Source organism: Microvirga roseola, assembly GCF_020866965.1.
Classification (GTDB): Bacteria; Pseudomonadota; Alphaproteobacteria; order Rhizobiales; family Beijerinckiaceae; genus Microvirga; species Microvirga roseola.
On the sequence record NZ_JAJATX010000024.1, the window covers coordinates 1 to 18,181 of the forward strand.

Sequence of the window (18,181 nt, forward strand, 5' to 3'; positions counted from 1 at the left end):
ATACACTGGTGTCATTTCTACTTTGCACGCTGAGTGCCATTTCTACCTTGCAATGACATTATCTATGGGGCTTCGCGTCTCGCCCCCCTCGCAACGGTGCCTTCGCACACCATCTCTGTCACCTACTCCTCAAAGCGGCTCGTGGCTTCACGATTACGCTCGTACCGTCTCATAAGCGGAAACAGCGGCAGCCAAGACTCGCGGCGGACGGTCCAGAGTTCGTAGGTTGGCATCAGTTGGTCAGGGGCGTCCAAGGATCCCAGGCTCACTTCGATTTCGTCCGCGGTGCGTGCGAAAACGGATGAGCCGCAACGGGGACAGAAATGACGCCCGGCATAGTCGCGTGTTTCGCCGTCGATCGTCACCGCATCCTGAGGGAAAATCGCAGAAGCGTGAAATACGGCCCCATGATGCTTGCGGCAGTCGAGACAATGACAAAGGCCGACCCTGTATGGGCGTCCCAAGGCCACAATTCGGACGCTGCCGCACAGGCAACCACCAGTGAATCGGTCCATGCTGCGTCTCCTCAGAAATCCCGCTCGTAGTAAGGTACCGTCGTTCGCCTCGTCCGAACTCACTCGGCCGCATTCGCCCTGAAGGCCTGGATGAAGGTCGGTGCGGCTTCGGCGACAGCGGCCAGCGAATAGCCGCCTTCCTGTACGATCAGGGTCGGTAGGCCGGTCTTGCCCCAGATCTCGCCGATCCGCGCAAAGGCGTCCGACGTGACCTTGAGCTTGGAGAGCGGGTCGTCCTGATGCGCATCCCAGCCCGCCGATAGGACGAGCGCCTCGGCTCCATGGCCCTGGACAGCCAGCGCCAGGCGCTGGTTGGCATCGATGAAGGCTTCGTCGGTCGCGCCCTGCGCCAACGGGAGGTTGATGTTGGCGCCCTCGCCCGGCCCGGCGCCGGTTTCGTCCGCATAGCCGGCGAAATGCGGGTAATAGGCCGAAGGGTCCGTGTGGACCGAGCCGTAGAAAACGTCATCGCGCGTATAAAAGATCGCCTGGGTGCCGTCTCCGTGATGGGTGTCGAAGTCGACGATGGCGACACGGTTGAAATGACGGCGGAACACCTCCGCAGCGATGGCGGCATTGTTGAAGAAGCAGAAGCCCGAGGCACGGTCCGCATAGGCATGGTGGCCAGGCGGTCGGCACAGGGCAAAGGCAGCTCGCTCTCCGGCCAGCACCGCCTCGGCCCCCGCGATGGCGGTCTGTGCCGAGGCGTACGCGGCCCCGTAGGTTCCATCCATGATGGCGCAGGACATGTCGCCGATATACCAGCCCGCGCGTCCGAGAATGCCTGTTGTCCGCGGCATGCCGCGTTCCACGAAAGCGCTGCTGGCCCCCTGGTAAGGATGGACGTTCGGCAGGACTTCCGGACCGTGGTTCGGCAGTTCCATGAAGCGGTCGTAGGCCTCTTCCAGGAACGCGACGTAATGATCGGCATGCACCTTGAGGATGGCGTCCCGGCCGAAATCCTGAGGCTCCGTTCTGGTCAGCCCCAGCGCGGTCAGGGCGTCGACGAGCGTCGTTGCCCGGTTCGGGTTTTCGAACGGCTCGACGATCCGGCCGTGGACCATGTACTGCTTGGGCTGATGGGAGAGCTGGGCTTCTGTGAAGAAGAGCTTCATCATTGTCTCCTGGGCCATGAGCCGGGTCAGGACGGGTGAACTTAGGCTGGCCTGCGCTCTTTAGGTAGTCGCTTCTAGCGCGGAATCCTCATCGACTGCCGTCCAGCTGTGGGTAATCTTGGCCACTGCTCCCAGCATGATCGAGGCGGAGCAATACTTTTCCTTGGACAGCTCGATGGCGCGCTCGACCTTGGCCGGTGCAAGGTCCCTGCCCTTCACACGGTAATCGACATGAATTGCGGTGAAGACCTTCGGGTCTGTCTCGGCCCGCTCGGCGGTGACCTCGACCTCGCAGTCCGTCACGTCCTCGCGGCCTTTGCGCAGGATCTGGACCACGTCGAAGGCCGTGCAGCCTCCCAGCCCGATGAGCAGCATCTCCATCGGGCGGATTCCGACATTGCGCCCGCCATATTCCGGCGCTCCGTCCATGACCACCGCGTGACCGCTGCCGGATTCGCCAACAAACATCATTCCATCGACCAGCTTCACCCGCGCTTTCATGTGCTCTCCATCCTTCTGGGTTCGAATTCTGTAGGCCTTCATAGCCTGATTCCGCAGATTATGGGGCAATTCCCGCTGGCTTGGGTGAGCGGGCCCGGGCTATGAAGCGCCGTGACGACCAGGGAGCCCCTCATGAAGCCTTCTTCCGATATCGCGCGGCTCTTGGAGATCATGGCGGCCCTTCGCACGCCTGACACAGGCTGCCCGTGGGATCTGGAGCAGAACTTCGCGTCCATCGTGCCTTATACGATCGAGGAAGCCTATGAGGTGGCGGATGCCGTCGAGCGCGGCGATCTGGCCGATCTCAAGGACGAACTCGGCGACCTGCTGCTCCAGGTCGTCTTCCATGCCCGGATGGCCGAGGAACAGGGGGCATTCGCCTTCCCGGATGTGGTGGAGGCCATCACGCGCAAGCTCATTCGGCGTCACCCCCATATCTTTGGAAGCGCGAAGGATTTGTCTCCGGCAGAGGTGAAAAGCCTCTGGGACTCGATCAAGCGCGAAGAAAAGCAGGAACGCCGCGCCGCTAGGGAGAAGATGGGTCTCGAGCCGGAAGCGCATGAAGCCGGCTTCCTTGGAGGTATTCCAGCCACCCTACCCGCGCTGACCCGCGCCCAGAAGCTCACCGCCAAGGCCGCTAAGGTCGGCTTCGACTGGCCGGATCCGGTTCAGGTAATCGACAAGATTCACGAGGAACTTGAGGAGGTTAAAGAAGCCTCTTCATCTGGCGAAAGAGATAGGATTGAGGACGAAATCGGGGATCTGCTCTTCTCGGTGACGAACCTCGCCCGCCATTTCGGCATCGATCCTGAACATGCCCTGAGGCGGACAAACGCCAAGTTCGAGCGGCGTTTCGGGGCCGTCGAGCAGGCCCTGAAGACACAAGGCAGAAGTCTTGAGGAAGCATCCCTGGAGGAAATGGAATCGCTGTGGGTCCAGGCCAAGCACGCCGAGCGGGAGCCCGGCGCATCCTCATAGGACCCGGGCCTGCGGGAACCGGTTAAGGAAACGCGGCTCCTTGCCGGAGACCAGCCGGACGTGCAGCACGGAATGTCCGTTCTCCTTCGTCTCGCGGCTCAGGATTTCCGTATTCTCATGGAGCCAAGCAAGCCCCTGCCCGTCCTCCGGAGCCACGTCGACCTCATAGGTCAGGCGTCCGAGGGCCAAATGCTGCTCGATGGTCGAGAGCAGTTCCGGCACACCTTCACCCGTCAGGGCCGAGATGAGGATAGGCCGCCTCTCCTCGCCTGTCCGCTCGGAGGTCGCCGCGAGCCTGTCATGATCCGCAGGCGGAAGGAGATCGGCCTTGTTCCAGACCTCGATGATCCGCCTCGTATCGTCGGGATCGATTCCGAGCTCCCGCAGAACGACGGCGACATCGCCGGCCTGGGCCTCTGTCTCTCCATGGGAGACGTCGCGAACATGGAGCAGGATATCGGCCTCGACCACATCCTCCAGCGTCGCGCGGAAGGCAGCGACGAGCATGGTCGGCAGGTCTGAGATGAACCCGACCGTATCCGACAGGATCGCCTTCTCGCCATGCGGCAGCTCGATGGCGCGGGATGTGGGATCGAGGGTGGCGAACAACATGTTCTCGGCCAGCACCTCGGCCTGGGTCATGCGGTTGAAGAGGGTCGACTTGCCGGCATTAGTGTAGCCGACGAGTGCAATGATCGGATAAGGCACCCTCCTCCGGCTGACCCGGTGCAGATTGCGGGTCTTCACGACGCCTTCGAGGTCTCGCTCGATCCGGTTCATGCGCTCTTGGATCAGCCGCCGGTCCGCCTCGATCTGCGTCTCGCCGGGACCGCCGAGAAAGCCGAAGCCGCCGCGCTGGCGTTCGAGATGGGTCCAGGAGCGCACCAGACGCCCCTTTTGGTAGGACAGATGCGCCAGTTCGACTTGGAGTGTTCCCTCCTTGGTCCGGGCACGTCGGCCGAAGATTTCAAGAATGAGGCCAGTGCGGTCGATGACCTTGGCGCCCCAGGCCTTCTCCAGATTGCGTTGCTGCACGGGGCTGAGCGCGCAGTCCATGACGACTAGGCCGATCTCCTCTGCCCTGATGAAGGCGGCGAGTTCGTCGACCTTGCCGCTGCCGATATAGGTGGCCGGGCGGGGTGACGACAAAGGCGCAATCAAAGATGTGACGATCGTGAGATCGATGGCTCCGGCCAGGCCCGTCGCCTCGTCGAGGCGCGCCTCAGGAGGACGCGGGTTGGCATCCTCGCCATCGCTGGCGACGGAAGCCCGCCGCCTGCGCGTCAGGTAAGGGCCGACGACAAGCGTCCGCGTACCAGCCGCAACCTCTTTCTCAGGTTCGGCCAATTGTGCGAGACGATGTTCCCCCGGAGTTTTCGGTTCCGTCACCTCAGGCCTTTTCGCCAGCCTCGTCGATCTGGTCGAACAATTGGACGGGCTGTCCTGGCATGATGGTGGAAATGGCGTGTTTGTAAACCAGCTGGGAGTGACCATCCCTGCGCAGAAGGACGCAGAAGTTGTCGAACCATGTGACGACTCCCTGCAGCTTGACGCCGTTTACAAGGAAGATCGTGAGGGGAATCTTATTCTTTCGGACGTAGTTGAGAAACGTGTCCTGGAGGTTCTGCGCGCGATCGCCCGCCATTGAAGTTGCCTCGCCAACCCATCGCCGCCGGTCTTGGCTATTGGGCCGCCTGTATATGGTTGTCCGCTTTCGTGCGGTCGCTGACCGGCACGCTTATTACAGGGCGAAGCCCACGGGAAGACAAGGGGGACATGGCTATTCTACCCCCTCCGAGCTGATTTTCCCGTGGATGGAGGAGAGGACCGTTATTCCTATGGATGGGAATCGACGCTTCAACCCGTGGACGAACGCCGCCTCCCTGCTTCGGACTGGCCGTTCAGCCGCCGATTCCCAGGGATTTCAACTTTCTATGGAGGGCCGAGCGCTCCATGCCGATGAATTCCGCCGTGCGTGAGATGTTGCCGCTGAACCGGGCGATCTGTGCTAGCAGGTATTCGCGCTCAAAGATCTCGCGAGCCTCGCGAAGAGGCAGACTCATGAGCTTCTCGCCCCCCGAGCCTCCAGGGGTCGTCGGGACGAGTGCGCCGATCTCGGAGGGTAGCATGTCGGCCGTGACCTCCGCATCCGGATCGCCAGATGTGAGGATCATGAGCCGCTCCACGTTGTTGCGGAGCTGACGTACATTGCCGGGCCAATCATGCGACTGGAGCACCGCCATCGCGTCCTCGGCAATCCGGCGCTTGGGCAGGCCCGTGGTGGACGAGATCTGCTCCATGAAGAACTCGATCAGCTCCGGAACGTCCTCCCGCCGCTCGGCCAGGGACGGCACACGGATCGGAATGACCCCGAGCCTGTGGAAGAGATCCTCGCGGAAGCGCCCGGCCGCGATCTCCGCCGGCAGATCGCGGCTCGAGGAAGAGATGATCCGCACATCCACATGAACCCGGGTGGTGCCGCCCACGCGCTGGAAGTTCTGATCCACCAGAACGCGCAGGATCCGGTTCTGCGTCTCGCGCGGCATGTCCGCGATTTCGTCGATATAGAGTGTCCCGCCGTGGGCCTCTTCGAGAGCGCCGATCCTGCGCCCCCTGCCCTCCTCGCCTTCGGTCCCGAAGAGTTCCGCCTCCATGACCTCTGGCGTGATCGTCGCAGCCGACAGGACCACGAAGGGCCCGTTGGCCCTGGCCGACAGGCCATGGATCGTCCGCGCAGTCAGCTCCTTGCCCGAGCCCGGGGCGCCGGTGATGAGGATGCGCGCGTTCGTCGGCGCAGCCCGCTCGACCGCTTGGCGCAGCTGGTTGATGACGATGGACTTTCCGGCAATGCGGGTCGCCTGCACGGAGCGAGCCCGCAGGTCGCGGACCTCGCGCTTGAGCCGGGAGGCCTCCAGCGCCCGTTCGGCCACGAGAACTAGCCGGTCCGCCTTGAATGGCTTCTCGATGAAGTCGTAGGCTCCCGCCTTGATGGCCGATACGGCCGTCTCGATATTGCCGTGGCCGGAGATCATGACGACAGGCAGATCCGGATGCTGGGCCTTGACGATGTCGAGGACCTGGAGTCCGTCGAGGCGGCTGCCCTGCAGCCAGATATCCAGAAAGACCAGATGCGGACGGCGTGATTCGATCGCGGCCAGAGCCTCGTCCGAGGTGCCCGCCGTGCGTGTGCGGTGCCCTTCATCCTCCAGGATGCCCGCTACGAGTTCACGGATGTCGGCTTCGTCGTCGACGACGAGAATGTCAGCACTCATTGGCTTGCCCTACGTGCGTCGTTGCGGATGGTGGATGCAACGGATGCCTCCTCCAGCGCAACCTGTTTCGTCTTCGGTATCCACATGCGAACCTGCCCGCCCCGTCCGTTCGGATTATCCACCAGCTCCATTCCCCCCCCATGGTCCTCCAGGATCTTCGCGACAATCGGAAGACCAAGGCCAGTGCCGCCTTCGCGGGTCGTCATGTAAGGCTCGAGCAGGCGCTGCCGGCCCTCGACCGGGAAGCCCTTGCCGTTATCGGTCACGGCAATGATCAGGTAGTCGGGATGGGTATTGTCCAGGATCACCGAAATCTCCCCCTGCCCCCGCTCGGCCTCGGGCACCGCCTCGATCGCCTCGGTGGCGTTCTTGACGATGTTCGTAAAGGCCTGTGACAGAAGGCGACGGTCGAACGGCGCGACGACCGCTCCTTGCGGGAGTTGATCGGTGAACCGGATCTCGGAATGGGCGATCCGCATCATGAAGACAACCTGTCGGATTGTCTCGGCAAGATCCTCATTCCCGATGGTCGGCTTCGGCATGCGGGCGAAGGAGGAGAACTCGTCCACCATGCGCTTGATGTCGTCTACCTGCCGCACGATGGTGTCAGTGCACTGGTCGAAGACCTCCCTGTCCGTGGTGATGACCTTGCCGTATTTCCGGCGGATGCGCTCTGCGGAGAGCTGGATCGGGGTGAGCGGATTCTTGATCTCGTGGGCGATACGGCGGGCCACATCCGCCCAGGCGGAGGTTCGTTGAGCCGTGACGAGATCGGTAATGTCGTCGAGCGTGATCACCAGGTCCCGCTCTTTGCTGCGCGCCTGCTCGCTGGTGACGCGGACATTGATGGTCCGCTCCTTGCCGTGTCGCGAGAGTTGAATCTGCTGCTGCATCAGACGCTGTCGGCCCTGGCTCATCTCTTCCACGAGACTGGCGACCTCGGGCAGGATCATCGTGATCGGCCGTCCGAGAAGTTCCTCCCGTGAGGTGCCGAGCAGGGCTTCGGTGGACGGATTGACGATTGTGATCTGGCCTCGGACGTTGATGCCGATGACGCCGGCCGAGACGCCGGCGAGAACCGCTTCGGTGAAGCGGCGGCGGCGGTCGATGAGATCGCTGGCGGCGGTCAGCCCGTCATGCTGGCGGCGTAGCTCCGAGGTCATCTTGTTGAAGGTCTCGCCCAGATGGCCGAGATCCCCCTCACCGCGCCGGATCGGCACCTGGACATAGAAGTTGCCCGTCGCCACCTGGTCGGTCGCATGGATCAGGCGGCGGATCGGCGCGACGAGCCGGTTTGCGAAATTGAGCCCGAACCAGATGGCCGAGAGAAGGACGATCAGAGCGATCAGGGTGAACATCGACGCAAAGGCGACCTGAATGCCCGCCTTCTTCTGATCGAGAGCCTCGTAGAACGCGACGCCGGCCTCCGCTACCGCAGGAAACTCGACCGCGCGGGGATCGACCTCGCGGGCAACATAGAGCACGCGCCCCCCATGCGCCTCCAGCTTCAGGGCGGATCGGAAAATGTTGCCGGTTCGCGGAAAAAGGCAGAGGGCTTCCTGAGTGCTTGCCTCCGCCAGGTCCTCCTGGGTCGGCTGCGGCACGCCTTCCAGGGGCTTCGCCTCGAACTTCTCGACGACTGTGCCGTTAGGCTCCAGGATCATGGCGAGCGGGAAGCCGAGGAAAGTGGCCCGGGAATTCACGAAATCCCGGAAGAGCTTGCGGTCGGCGTCGTACAGGACCTTTGCCCGGTTGAGGTCGGCCGCCATGAGCCGCGTTTCGCGGGCGAGGGATCTGCACTGTGTCTCGCGGTAGGAATGGGCGATGGCCACCGTGTTGGACACCAGTTCCTTCAGGGAGCCCGTGAACCAGGGATCGAGGCCACGCTCAAGGGTCACCGTCGCCACAGCGGCTACGAGGATAGCCGGCAGAACCGCCACGAGGCTGAAGAGGCCGACGATTCTGACATGGAGGCCGGCGGCTGCCGCCCCCGCCCGCCTTTCACGAACCAGCTTGCGCGCCTTCCAGGCGACAATGCCGATCAGGAGGAGAATGAGAACGCCGTTGAGGATGAAGACCCACATGACGACGTTGTGGGTCGGCAGGATCGGCGTCGCGCCTGCCAAAATCAGGAAGGTGGCAAGCGCCGAGGCAAGGGCCGTGAGCACGGCTGCATAGCCGATCCAGGTAAGGCTGCTCTGCGTCGGCTCAGAGGTCTGGCGATGTGAGTGAATGTCCTGGTTGATCAAGACGGGCCCCGCAAGATTGGGCACCGTCGTTTCCAGCACCCTCTAAAGGGTGATGCACCAACACAACACTGTGGTCAAATTATTACAGCGCCGCAGCCTGTCACCTGTTTGTCCGCATAACCGTCAGTTCCAGGTCTCGGACCTTCTTCCGCAGGGTGTTGCGATTGACGCCGAGAAGCTCCGCAGCGCGGATCTGATTGCCCCTCGTTGCCGCCAGCGCCGCCCCGATCAGCGGCCCCTCGATCTCTCGCAAAATCCGGTGATAAAGGCCCGGTGGCGGCAGCGTGTCCCTGAAGCCAGAGAAATATTCCGCCAGATGCCGCTCGACGGCGTCCGACAGTCCCTCGGAAGTCTGCGGAGCGGGAGCCGTCTTGCCGGCAGCAACCGCCGGCTGGGTGGGCAGCAGGGGCTGGGCATCCAGCTCAGCCTCGATGATGGCGCCGGTGATCGTGTCCTGCGGATAGAGCGCCGCGAGCCGGCGCACGAGGTTCTCCAGCTCGCGGACATTGCCGGGCCAGCGATAACGCTTGAGCCGGTCCATGGCCTCGACATCAAGCTGCTTGCGGGAAAGGCCTTCCTTCTCCACCAGGACGAAGAAGTGACGCACGAGGTCGGGAATGTCCTCGACCCTCTCGCGCAGGGGCGGAAGGCGCAGGGGAACGACATTGAGCCTGAAATACAGGTCTTCCCGGAAGAGGCCCTGCTGAATGAGGACGCGGAGATCCTTGTTCGTCGCAGCCACGATGCGGACATTGGTCTTGATCGGCACCCGACCGCCGACGGTCGTGTACTCGCCCTGCTGGAGAACGCGCAGAAGGCGAGTCTGCGCCTCCATAGGCATGTCGCCGATCTCGTCGAGGAAGAGCGTGCCGCCCTCGGCCTGCTCGAAGCGGCCGGTGTTGCGCGCCGTCGCCCCGGTGAACGCCCCTTTCTCGTGACCGAAGAGCTCGGATTCGATCAGTTCTCGCGGAATTGCCGCCATGTTCACGGCGACGAACGGTCCCTGCCGCCGCTTGCCGTAGTCGTGCAAAGCCTTGGCCACCAGCTCCTTACCCGTACCGGACTCGCCCGTGATCATCACGGTGAGATCAGTCGGCATGAGGCGGGCCAGGGCCCGGTAGATCTCCTGCATGGCCTGCGAACGGCCAACGAGGGGAATGTCCTCGTTCTCGGGCGCGGCATTCGCATTGGAAAGAGTGCGGGGACGCGAAAGCGCCCGCCCGACCACGGCGACAAGCTCCTTCAGGTCGAAGGGTTTCGGCAGGTATTCGTAGGCCCCGCGTTCGGAAGCCTTGATCGCCGTCATGAAGGTGTTCTGCGCGCTCATGACGATGATCGGCAGCTCCGGCCGCATCTTCTTGATGCGAGGCAGGAGATCGAAGGCGTTCTCGTCCGGCATCATTACGTCAGTGATGACCAGATCACCCTCCCCCTGAGAGACCCAGCGCCAGAGAATGGCGGCATTGCTCGTGGAGCGGACCTCATAACCCGCCCGCGACAAGGCCTGGTTCAGGACGGTCCGGATGGCGGCATCGTCATCGGCGAGAAGAATCTGTCCGCTGGGCATGGGTCTTTGAGCCTCACAAATCAGCTTCGCGCCCGTCATTGGCGCGGTGCATCGGCAGGAGAATTCGGAAGGTTGTCCGTCTGGGAGCCGGCTCGCACTCGATGATGCCGCCGTGGTCGCCGACGATCTTGGCGACAAGCGCAAGCCCCAGCCCGCTTCCAGAAACCTTCGTGGTGACGAAGGGGTCGAAGAGATCGCTCAACAGGTCGGACGGAATGCCGGGACCATTGTCGCTGATGCTGAGCTCGATGGGCAGACTTAGCCGCTCCTGCGAGCCAGGAACCTGGAGGCGCACCCCGGTCCGGAAAGCGGTCGAGAGCGTGATCTCGCCGTCCATGGCATCGATCCCGATGGCTTCGGCTGCGTTCTTGACGAGGTTCAGGATAACCTGGATCAGCTGATCCCGGCTGCCGAGGACCGGCGGCAGGGACGGATCGTAGTTTTCGACGAAGCGGATGTGGCGGGCAAACCCCGACTGCGCGAGGCGCTTTACGTGATCGAGCACGCCATGGACGTTCACCGGACCTCGCTCGACCGGACGTTCTTCGCCGAAGAGCTCCATGCGCTCGACGAGTTTGACGATGCGATCAGTCTCGTCGCAGATCAGACGCGTCAGGAGCCGGTCGTTCTCATCCGCCGACTGCTCAAGGAGTTGCGCGGCGCCCCTGATTCCGGAAAGCGGGTTCTTGATCTCGTGCGCCAGAAGCGCGCCGAGGGCCGTGATCGATCGGGCGGCTCCGCGATGGGTGAGCTGGCGGTTCATCTTATCGGCGATGGTCCGCTCCTGGAGCATGACGATGACATTCTCGCTGTCGTCACCTAATGGCGTCGCAAAGACGTCGACGATCCGCTCCGGCCCAAGCCGCGGACTGCCGATGTCCACCCGGTGCTCGCTGACGCTGGAGCCCCTCTGCCGGACATCCTCGACCAGCGCCATGACCGGCGAGCCGAAGGGTAGAATGTCGCTGAGCTTCTGACGCTGCATCATGCGCAGGCTCATCTCGAAGAAGGACTCGGCCGCCGCATTGGCGTGAACGACCCGGTGCTCTGGTCCCACCGTGAGAACGGGAAGCGGCAGAGCATTCATGATGAGATCATTGATGCCCATCATCATCAGGCAGCCTCCCGCTTCCGTTCGGTATAGACGTGCCGCAACAGCGCAATGACGGTCTCGGACTCCTCGGATGTTACGAGCCCCGTCCGGACGGTGGGTGGGACATGGAAGCCGGAAGCTGCGGCGACATCCGCATAGGCCGCGAGGTGCTTGCGGGCATGGCGGATGCCGGTCTTCTCGCCATAGAGCGACAGGAGACCTTCGTAGTGCTCAATGGCGAGAGCCGTCATTTCGCTGGGCGTGGGATCGGGCATGACGCTCCCCTGCAGGGCCGCGCCGATCTGACCGACAAGCCACGGCCGGCCGACAGCCGAGCGGCCGATCATGACGGCCACTGCGCCGGAGGCCGAGAGGCAGGCCCTCGCATCGTCGAGAGTGCCGATATCGCCGTTGGCGATCACAGGAATGCTGACGGCCCGGACAACCGGTGCAATAGCGCTCCAGTCAGCTTGGCCTTTGTAGAACTGCTGGCGCGTGCGGCCATGGACCGTCACGGCCTTCACGCCGAGCGTTTCGGCCCGCCGAGCGAGCTCGGGGGCGTTGATCGTGGCTTGATCCCAACCGAGCCGCATCTTCACGGTGACCGGTACATTCGCCGCCTGCACCGTCGCCTGGATGAGGCGGCAGGCATGGTCGAGATCGCGCATCAGGGCGGAGCCGGCATAACCCCCGATCACGCGCTTCGCGGGACAGCCCATGTTGATGTCGATGATGCGTGCCCCCGCCCCTTCCGCGACGCGGGCCGCCTCCGCCATCCAGCGCGGCTCGCAGCCGGCGAGCTGGACTACATGAGGCTCGATTCCCGTCCCCTCCGCTCTGAGCTGCGCCTCTTCCGAGCCCTGGACGAGTTCGTCGGAGGCCACCATTTCGGATACGACGAGGCCTGCCCCTAGACGTTTGGCGATGCGGCGGAAAGCGACATCGGTCACGCCGGAAAGAGGTGCGAGGACGGCAGCAGCGGCGACCTCGACCGAGCCGATGTGAAATCCTGACGCGCCTAATTTTTGATCAATTTTCATTGTGCCTAATGGATAGCCATTTCAGGCCGCAACGCAAGCCCTTCCGAGGCGAGATTTGCCTTCTCCCGGGCTCGCGCTTAGGAGAGCAGGCACAGGAGAGCGTTCCCCAATGTCAGTTGCCGCCCTCATCGTTGCCGCAGGTCGAGGATCCCGAGCCGGCGAAGGGGTTCCCAAGCAGTTCCGCCCCCTGGATGGCAAAACGGTTCTCGCCCGGACGCTCGAAGTTTTCCTCAAGCCCCCCCGTATCGACCGTACGATCGTGGTGATTCACCCGGATGACGAGGAACTGTACCGGGAAGCCATCCACGATATTTCGGGCGAGTTGCTCACAGGTCTTCTACCTCATGCCTATGGCGGCGAAACCCGGCAGGATTCGGTCCGGCATGGGCTTGAGGCTCTGGCCAGCACCGCGCCGGAGATCGTCCTTATCCATGACGCAGCCCGTCCCTTCTCAGGCGCGGACCTCCTCGACCGCGCCATTGAGGCCGGACGGCGCTGGCAGGCGGCCGTTCCGGGTATTGCAGTCACGGACACCATCAAGGTCATCGGTGAAGAGAGCGCGGTCGTCGTTACGCCCGACCGGGCGAGCCTGCGCGCGGTTCAGACACCCCAGGCCTTCGGGTTTGCAGCGCTCCTCAATGCACACCGGAAAGCTGCCCTCTCCCGCCTTAACGACTTTACCGACGACGGAGCCTTGGCCGAGTGGGCCGGGATGCCTGTCCATGTATTCGAGGGCGAGCCCGGCAATATCAAGCTCACCCATGCCGCCGATTTCGATGAGGCCGAGCGGCGGCTGAAAGGTTCTCCCATGGCTTACGTGACCCGTCTCGGCACCGGCTTCGACGTCCATGCCTTCGGCGATGGCGACCATGTATGGCTCGGCGGGATCAGGATTCCTCACGACCGGGGCGTCATCGCCCACTCGGACGGGGACGTGATCCTCCACGCCCTGACGGATGCGATTCTGGGCGCCCTCGCCGACGGCGATATCGGCACTCATTTTCCGCCGAGCGATCCGCAATGGCGCGGCGCGTCCTCTGATCGCTTCCTGGTTCATGCGATCGCTCTCGTGCGCCGCCGCGGCGGCTTGGTCGACCATCTCGACACGACGCTTCTGTGCGAGAAGCCGCGCCTGGGTCCTCATCGCGAGGCCATGCGCCACCGCATCGCGGAGATCTGCGGGCTTCGGATCGATCAGGTTTCGCTCAAAGCGACGACCACGGAAAAGCTCGGCTTCACGGGCCGCAGCGAAGGCCTCGCGGCGCAGGCCGCGGCGACCATCCGCCTGCCGGAGACAAGCCCATGACGCCCGAAATGAAGGACCGCGCGGCCGCCCTTCTGAAGGCCTATGCCGGGAAGGGCCTGAAAATTGCGACTGTCGAGTCCTGCACCGGGGGCCTCGTGGCCGCCCTGCTGACGGAGATCGCCGGGTCATCGGCCGTGGTGGAGCGGGGGTTCATCACCTATTCCAACGAGGCTAAGACCGAGCTCGTCGGCGTCCCGGCCGACCTCATCGTGGCCCATGGCGCCGTCAGTGAGCCGGTGGCGCGGGCAATGGCGGAGGGGGCACTGGCCCACTCCTACGCCGATGTGGCGGTCGGAATCACAGGAATCGCAGGGCCGAGCGGCGCGACGGCATCCAAGCCCGTTGGGCTGGTGCACTTCGGCTTAGCGAAGAAAGGCTCACCGACAATCCACCTGGAGCGCCGCTATGGCGATCTCGGACGCGAGACCGTACGTCGCCGGGCGGTGGAGGATGCGCTCACGCTTCTGGAGCAGGCCGTCCGCTGATCTCAGGCCTGGGCCCGTGACGGCTCGCCATAGACGATATCAGCCCTTTCCTCGAAGGCCTCCGCAAATTTGCGAAAGGCGCGGTCGAAGACGCTGCCCATCAGGATGCCGAGCGCAAAGCTCTTGAACTCGTAGTTGATGTAGAACTCCACCTCGCAGCCGCCGCCCGGCGCATCGCGGAAAGTCCAACGGTTCTCGAGGTACTTGAACGGCCCGTCCACATATTCGACCTGGATCTTCCGGCGCGGGTCGTCGAGGGTCACCCGGCTGGTGAAGCTCTCCCGGATAGCCTTGTAGCCGACCGTCATGTTCGCGACGAGGATCTCGATCCCCTCCCCACTCTGGACCCGGCGTATGATGCGCAGGTCCTCGCAGAGGGGCAGGAATTCGGGATAGCGCTCCACATCCGCGACCAGCGCGAACATCTGGGCCGGCGTGTGCTTCACGATCCGCGTCGTGCGAAAGGTCGGCATGAGCTAGGCGGCCTCCTGGCGGGATGCGAGTTCGGCCTCGAGGGCCGGGATCTCGGAATGGGATCGAACGATAAATGCGCGCTGGTCCGGACGCAGGCGCTGGAGCATGCGAGCGGTCTTGGGCCGCATCTTGTAGGGGTAGGACCAAATCCAGCGCATGAAAGACCAGTCGAACTTCTCGACGCAGTCGGGCCCGAGATCGGCGCGGGTCCGGCCGTAATTCTCCGCGACCCTGCGGACCACGCCGGTCATGCAGCGCCAGCGTGGCATGTCCAGCCATACGATGGCGGTGGCCCGGGGCACACGAATATCGAAGGTGCTCGAATAATTGCCGTCCATGACCCATGCCGGGTGCGCGGCGAGTTCCGCCACCCGCTGCCGCCACTCCTCCCGAGAGGGCATCGCCCAGCCGGGGCCGAAATACTCACGGTCGAGATGAATGAGGGGCAGGCCGAGGCGCTCCGCCAAGCGGCGCGACAGGGTGCTCTTGCCCGCTCCGGGGCTGCCGATAACGAGAATGCGCTGCATGCCCCATCCGGTGGTTCAGCCGATCTTGCCCAAGCGGGCCGCCTTCAGGCGGGCGAAATCCTCGCCCGCATGGTGCGAGGAGCGCGTCAGCGGCGTCGCAGAGACCAGGAGAAAACCCTTGGCATAGGCGGTGGTTTCATAAGCCTTGAACTCGTCCGGCGTCACGAAGCGGATCACCTGGTGGTGCTTCTTCGTCGGCTGGAGGTACTGGCCGATGGTCATGAAATCCACGTCCGCCGAGCGCAGGTCGTCCATAAGCTGGAGCACCTCGTTCCGCTCCTCGCCCAGCCCCACCATGATGCCTGACTTGGTGAAGATGGTCGGGTCCATCTCCTTGACCTGCTGCAGCAGGCGGATGGAGTGGAAATAGCGCGCTCCGGGACGGACCTTCAGGTACTTGGACGGCACGGTTTCTAGATTGTGGTTGAACACGTCGGGCTTGGCGGCCACGACAACCTCAAGCGCGCCAGGCTTCCTCAGGAAGTCGGGGGTGAGAATCTCGATCGTAGTCTTTGGGCTGTGCGCCCGGATGGCTTGAATCACGTCGGCGAAGTGCTGCGCGCCGCCATCAGCAAGGTCGTCGCGGTCGACCGAGGTGATCACCACATGCTCGAGGCCGAGCTTCTCCACCGCCTTGGCGACGTTTTCCGGCTCATTCGGGTCGAGAGCCTCGGGTAGGCCCGTCTTCACGTTGCAGAAGGCGCAGGCCCGTGTGCAGGTGTCGCCCATGATCATGAAGGTGGCGTGCTTCTTTTCCCAGCACTCGCCGATATTCGGGCACCCAGCTTCCTCGCAGACCGTCACGAGCTTGTTCTCGCGCACGATCCGGTTCGTCTCGGCCCATTTGGGCGATCCCGGCGCCTTTACGCGGATCCAGTCGGGCTTTCGCTGCTGAACGGGCTGGTCCGGCCGATGCGCCTTTTCCGGGTGGCGGGGACGGTTGTCCTTGTTCAGGAGGTCGAGAACGACGGCCATGAGGCTGAAATCCTAGCGGCGAAGGGACCTCGTCCCCTCTCGATGTCGAGGCTGATTTAAGGCCTCCCGCGCCCAATCGCAAATGCTCAGATGCGAAGGCCGGGTTGCGTATCCAGGCTAAGCTTAAGCTTTGGCACGCCTCGGTGAAGGAAGGGTCAATTCTGAACCGGGAGGCTAGCTTGCGAGGAGCTGCTCACTTCGGATCGTCCGTACTCCGGCAGCGTTCAGATCGTGCAGTGCGCGAGCAAGGGAGCCGTTGGTGTCGATGGCCCGGGAGGCGTCCTGGATCAGATAGGTCTCGAACCCGGCTGCCTTCGCGTCGAGCGCGGTCCAGGCAACGCAGAAATCGGTGGCGAGTCCGGCGCAGAAGACGCGGCGGAACCCGCGCTCCCTCAGATAGCCCGCCAGCCCTGTCGAAGTCCGTCGGTCCGCCTCCATGAAACCCGAATAGCTGTCGATGGCCGGATTGTATCCCTTCCGGATGAGAAGCTGGGCATGCTGGATGTGAAGATCCCGCGAGATCTCGGCGCCGAGTGTACCCTGAACGCAGTGATCCGGCCATAGCACCTGGGGACCATACGAAAGTTCGACCATCTCGAAGGACTGCTTGCCGGGGTGGCTGGAAGCGAAGGAGGCATGCCCGGCCGGGTGCCAGTCCTGGGTCATCACCACATGGCGGAAGGCCTGCGCCAGACGGTTGATGGGCTCGATCACCGCATCCCCGTCCGGTACGGCGAGTGCGCCGCCGGGAAGGAAGTCGTACTGTACGTCCACGGCGATGAGGACATCACCGGCACCCAGCCCCGCCACGTCCTCTCCAGCCATCCTCTTATCCTCTCCTCAATCCAGCCGTGGATATAGGTCTCCGAACGGAAAGGGCAGCCAATCGCTTGGCCGCCCGATCCATTCTCGAATGAGGTCCGCAGGCTTATTGCGGGATCTTGTCCTCGATGCCCTTCACGTAGAAGTTCATGCCGAGCACCTGCTCATCGGAAAGGGCGCCATTGCCCTTGCACTCGATTTCCTTGCCGTCCTGGCCATAGACCGGACACTTGAACGGGTTGAGCTGGCCGGACCGGATGGCAGCCTCGGTCTCCTGGGCCATCTTCTTCACGTCGTCGGGCATGTTCTTGTAGGGAGTCATGACCACCATGTTGGAGGCCAGTCCGCCCCAGGTGTCCTCCGACTTCCAGGTGCCGTCGAGGACGGCCTTGGTCCGCGCGACGTAGTAGTCAGACCAGTTGTCGACGATGGCCGTGAGCTGGGCCTTCGGAGCGAAGCGCTCCATATCGGAGGCCTGACCGAAGCCGACCTTGCCGCGGGCCTCGGCGGCCTGGATCGGAGCCGGGCTGTCCGTGTGCTGGGCGAGCACGTCGACGCCCTGGTCGAGGAGCGCCTTGGCGGCATCGCCTTCCTTGGCCGGGTCATACCAGGTGTTGGCCCACACGACCTTCAGCTTCACGTTCGGGTTCACCGACTGCGCGCCGAGGAAATACGAATTGATGCCGGCAATCACTTCCGGGATCGGGAAGGCCCCGACATAGCCGATGGTGCCGGTCTTGGTCATCTTTCCGGCGATCTGGCCGATGATGTAGCGGCCCTCGTGGAACTTCGCCGCGTAGGTCGAAAGGTTCGGGGCGCGCTTGAAGCCGGTCGCATGCTCGAACTTCACGTTCGGGTACTTCTTCGCAACCTTGAGGGTCGGCTCCATGAAGCCGAAGGAGGTCGTGAAGATCAGGTCATGGCCCGTGCGTGCGAGCTGCTCGATGGCGCGCTCGGAATCGGCCTCCGGCACACTTTCCACGTAGGTGGTCTCGACCTTGTCACCGAAAGCCTTCTCGATGGCGAGGCGTCCCTGATCGTGCTGGTAGCTCCAGCCATGGTCACCGACCGGGCCAACATAGATGAAGCCGACTTTGACCTTGTCCTTGGGTTGCGCAACAGCGCCGCCGGCTGCAACGGCCAGGGCTGCGGCCCCTGCCAAAACGCCGAAGATGGTCCGTGAAAACATGGGCTCTCCCCTGGTTGATGTTCGGGCTTACGTCGCAGTTCTAAACACTTACCGCAAGAGGCTCACGGCCGCC

The 18,181-nt window shown here is 63.4% G+C and carries 18 protein-coding genes; 3 read left to right on the forward strand and 15 right to left on the reverse strand.

Annotated elements, in window-relative coordinates:
* Positions 1 to 122: 122 nt before the first annotated feature.
* The 3 genes from LG661_RS14545 to LG661_RS14555 are packed head-to-tail and all read right to left on the reverse strand — an operon-like array spanning position 123 to position 2,131.
* Complete coding sequence (locus tag LG661_RS14545) at positions 123 to 515, reverse strand: GFA family protein (protein ID WP_230532620.1); 393 nt, start codon at positions 513 to 515, stop codon at positions 123 to 125.
* Between the two features lie 59 nt (positions 516 to 574).
* A complete protein-coding gene (locus tag LG661_RS14550) occupies positions 575 to 1,630 on the reverse strand; it encodes a histone deacetylase family protein (protein ID WP_230532621.1) in 1,056 nt (351 codons plus the stop codon).
* 60 nt (positions 1,631 to 1,690) lie between these two features.
* Entirely contained in the window at positions 1,691 to 2,131 is a 441-nt protein-coding gene (locus tag LG661_RS14555) for an OsmC family protein (protein ID WP_230532622.1), read from the reverse strand.
* Positions 2,132 to 2,263: 132 nt separating this feature from the next.
* Here LG661_RS14555 and mazG point away from each other — a divergent pair, with 132 nt between their 5' ends.
* Entirely contained in the window at positions 2,264 to 3,109 is an 846-nt protein-coding gene (gene mazG / locus LG661_RS14560; RefSeq protein WP_230532623.1) for a nucleoside triphosphate pyrophosphohydrolase, read from the forward strand.
* On the opposite strand, the gene hflX is transcribed toward mazG, so the two are convergent.
* The 7 genes from hflX to dusB all read right to left on the reverse strand — a co-directional run bounded on the left by hflX (position 3,104) and on the right by dusB (position 12,330).
* Entirely contained in the window at positions 3,104 to 4,498 is a 1,395-nt protein-coding gene (hflX, locus tag LG661_RS14565; RefSeq protein ID WP_230532624.1) for a GTPase HflX, read from the reverse strand. The genes mazG and hflX overlap by 6 nt on opposite strands.
* 1 nt (position 4,499) lies before the next feature.
* Positions 4,500 to 4,754, reverse strand: coding sequence for an RNA chaperone Hfq (gene hfq / locus LG661_RS14570; protein ID WP_114188605.1), 255 nt, complete (start codon positions 4,752 to 4,754; stop codon positions 4,500 to 4,502).
* A gap of 256 nt (positions 4,755 to 5,010) precedes the next feature.
* Complete coding sequence (gene ntrX / locus LG661_RS14575) at positions 5,011 to 6,381, reverse strand: nitrogen assimilation response regulator NtrX (protein WP_230532625.1); 1,371 nt, start codon at positions 6,379 to 6,381, stop codon at positions 5,011 to 5,013.
* Positions 6,378 to 8,654 (reverse strand): sensor histidine kinase NtrY-like, encoded by a 2,277-nt coding sequence (locus LG661_RS14580; RefSeq protein ID WP_230532626.1) that lies wholly within the window; start codon positions 8,652 to 8,654, stop codon positions 6,378 to 6,380. Before LG661_RS14580 ends, ntrX begins: the two co-directional genes overlap by 4 nt.
* A 76-nt stretch (positions 8,655 to 8,730) precedes the next feature.
* Positions 8,731 to 10,197, reverse strand: a complete 1,467-nt coding sequence (gene ntrC, locus LG661_RS14585; protein ID WP_230532627.1) for a nitrogen regulation protein NR(I) — start codon at positions 10,195 to 10,197, stop codon at positions 8,731 to 8,733.
* A 13-nt stretch (positions 10,198 to 10,210) separates the two neighbouring features.
* The gene (locus LG661_RS14590; RefSeq protein ID WP_230532660.1) at positions 10,211 to 11,308 is read right to left on the reverse strand and encodes a two-component system sensor histidine kinase NtrB; all 1,098 of its coding nucleotides are present in this window, start codon (positions 11,306 to 11,308) and stop codon (positions 10,211 to 10,213) included.
* Positions 11,309 to 11,310: 2 nt separating this feature from the next.
* Entirely contained in the window at positions 11,311 to 12,330 is a 1,020-nt protein-coding gene (gene dusB, locus LG661_RS14595; protein ID WP_230532628.1) for a tRNA dihydrouridine synthase DusB, read from the reverse strand.
* 109 nt (positions 12,331 to 12,439) lie between these two features.
* Here dusB and LG661_RS14600 point away from each other — a divergent pair, with 109 nt between their 5' ends.
* Both LG661_RS14600 and LG661_RS14605 read left to right on the forward strand, forming a co-directional pair.
* Entirely contained in the window at positions 12,440 to 13,636 is a 1,197-nt protein-coding gene (locus LG661_RS14600; RefSeq protein WP_230532629.1) for a bifunctional 2-C-methyl-D-erythritol 4-phosphate cytidylyltransferase/2-C-methyl-D-erythritol 2,4-cyclodiphosphate synthase, read from the forward strand.
* A complete protein-coding gene (locus LG661_RS14605; protein WP_230532630.1) occupies positions 13,633 to 14,121 on the forward strand; it encodes a CinA family protein in 489 nt (162 codons plus the stop codon). Before LG661_RS14600 ends, LG661_RS14605 begins: the two co-directional genes overlap by 4 nt.
* A 2-nt stretch (positions 14,122 to 14,123) precedes the next feature.
* Here LG661_RS14605 and LG661_RS14610 read toward each other — a convergent pair whose 3' ends face one another.
* From LG661_RS14610 to LG661_RS14630, 5 genes are all read right to left on the reverse strand, one after another.
* On the reverse strand, positions 14,124 to 14,594 hold the full coding sequence (locus LG661_RS14610; RefSeq protein WP_230532631.1) for a type II toxin-antitoxin system RatA family toxin: 471 nt from the start codon (positions 14,592 to 14,594) through the stop codon (positions 14,124 to 14,126).
* A gap of 3 nt (positions 14,595 to 14,597) precedes the next feature.
* On the reverse strand, positions 14,598 to 15,122 hold the full coding sequence (locus LG661_RS14615; RefSeq protein ID WP_230532632.1) for an AAA family ATPase: 525 nt from the start codon (positions 15,120 to 15,122) through the stop codon (positions 14,598 to 14,600).
* 15 nt (positions 15,123 to 15,137) lie between these two features.
* Complete coding sequence (gene lipA, locus LG661_RS14620) at positions 15,138 to 16,097, reverse strand: lipoyl synthase (RefSeq protein ID WP_230532633.1); 960 nt, start codon at positions 16,095 to 16,097, stop codon at positions 15,138 to 15,140.
* A gap of 174 nt (positions 16,098 to 16,271) precedes the next feature.
* Positions 16,272 to 16,922 (reverse strand): bifunctional nicotinamidase/pyrazinamidase, encoded by a 651-nt coding sequence (gene pncA, locus LG661_RS14625; protein ID WP_230532634.1) that lies wholly within the window; start codon positions 16,920 to 16,922, stop codon positions 16,272 to 16,274.
* Between the two features lie 103 nt (positions 16,923 to 17,025).
* Positions 17,026 to 18,108 (reverse strand): BMP family ABC transporter substrate-binding protein, encoded by a 1,083-nt coding sequence (locus LG661_RS14630; RefSeq protein ID WP_230532635.1) that lies wholly within the window; start codon positions 18,106 to 18,108, stop codon positions 17,026 to 17,028.
* Positions 18,109 to 18,181 lie beyond the last annotated feature (73 nt).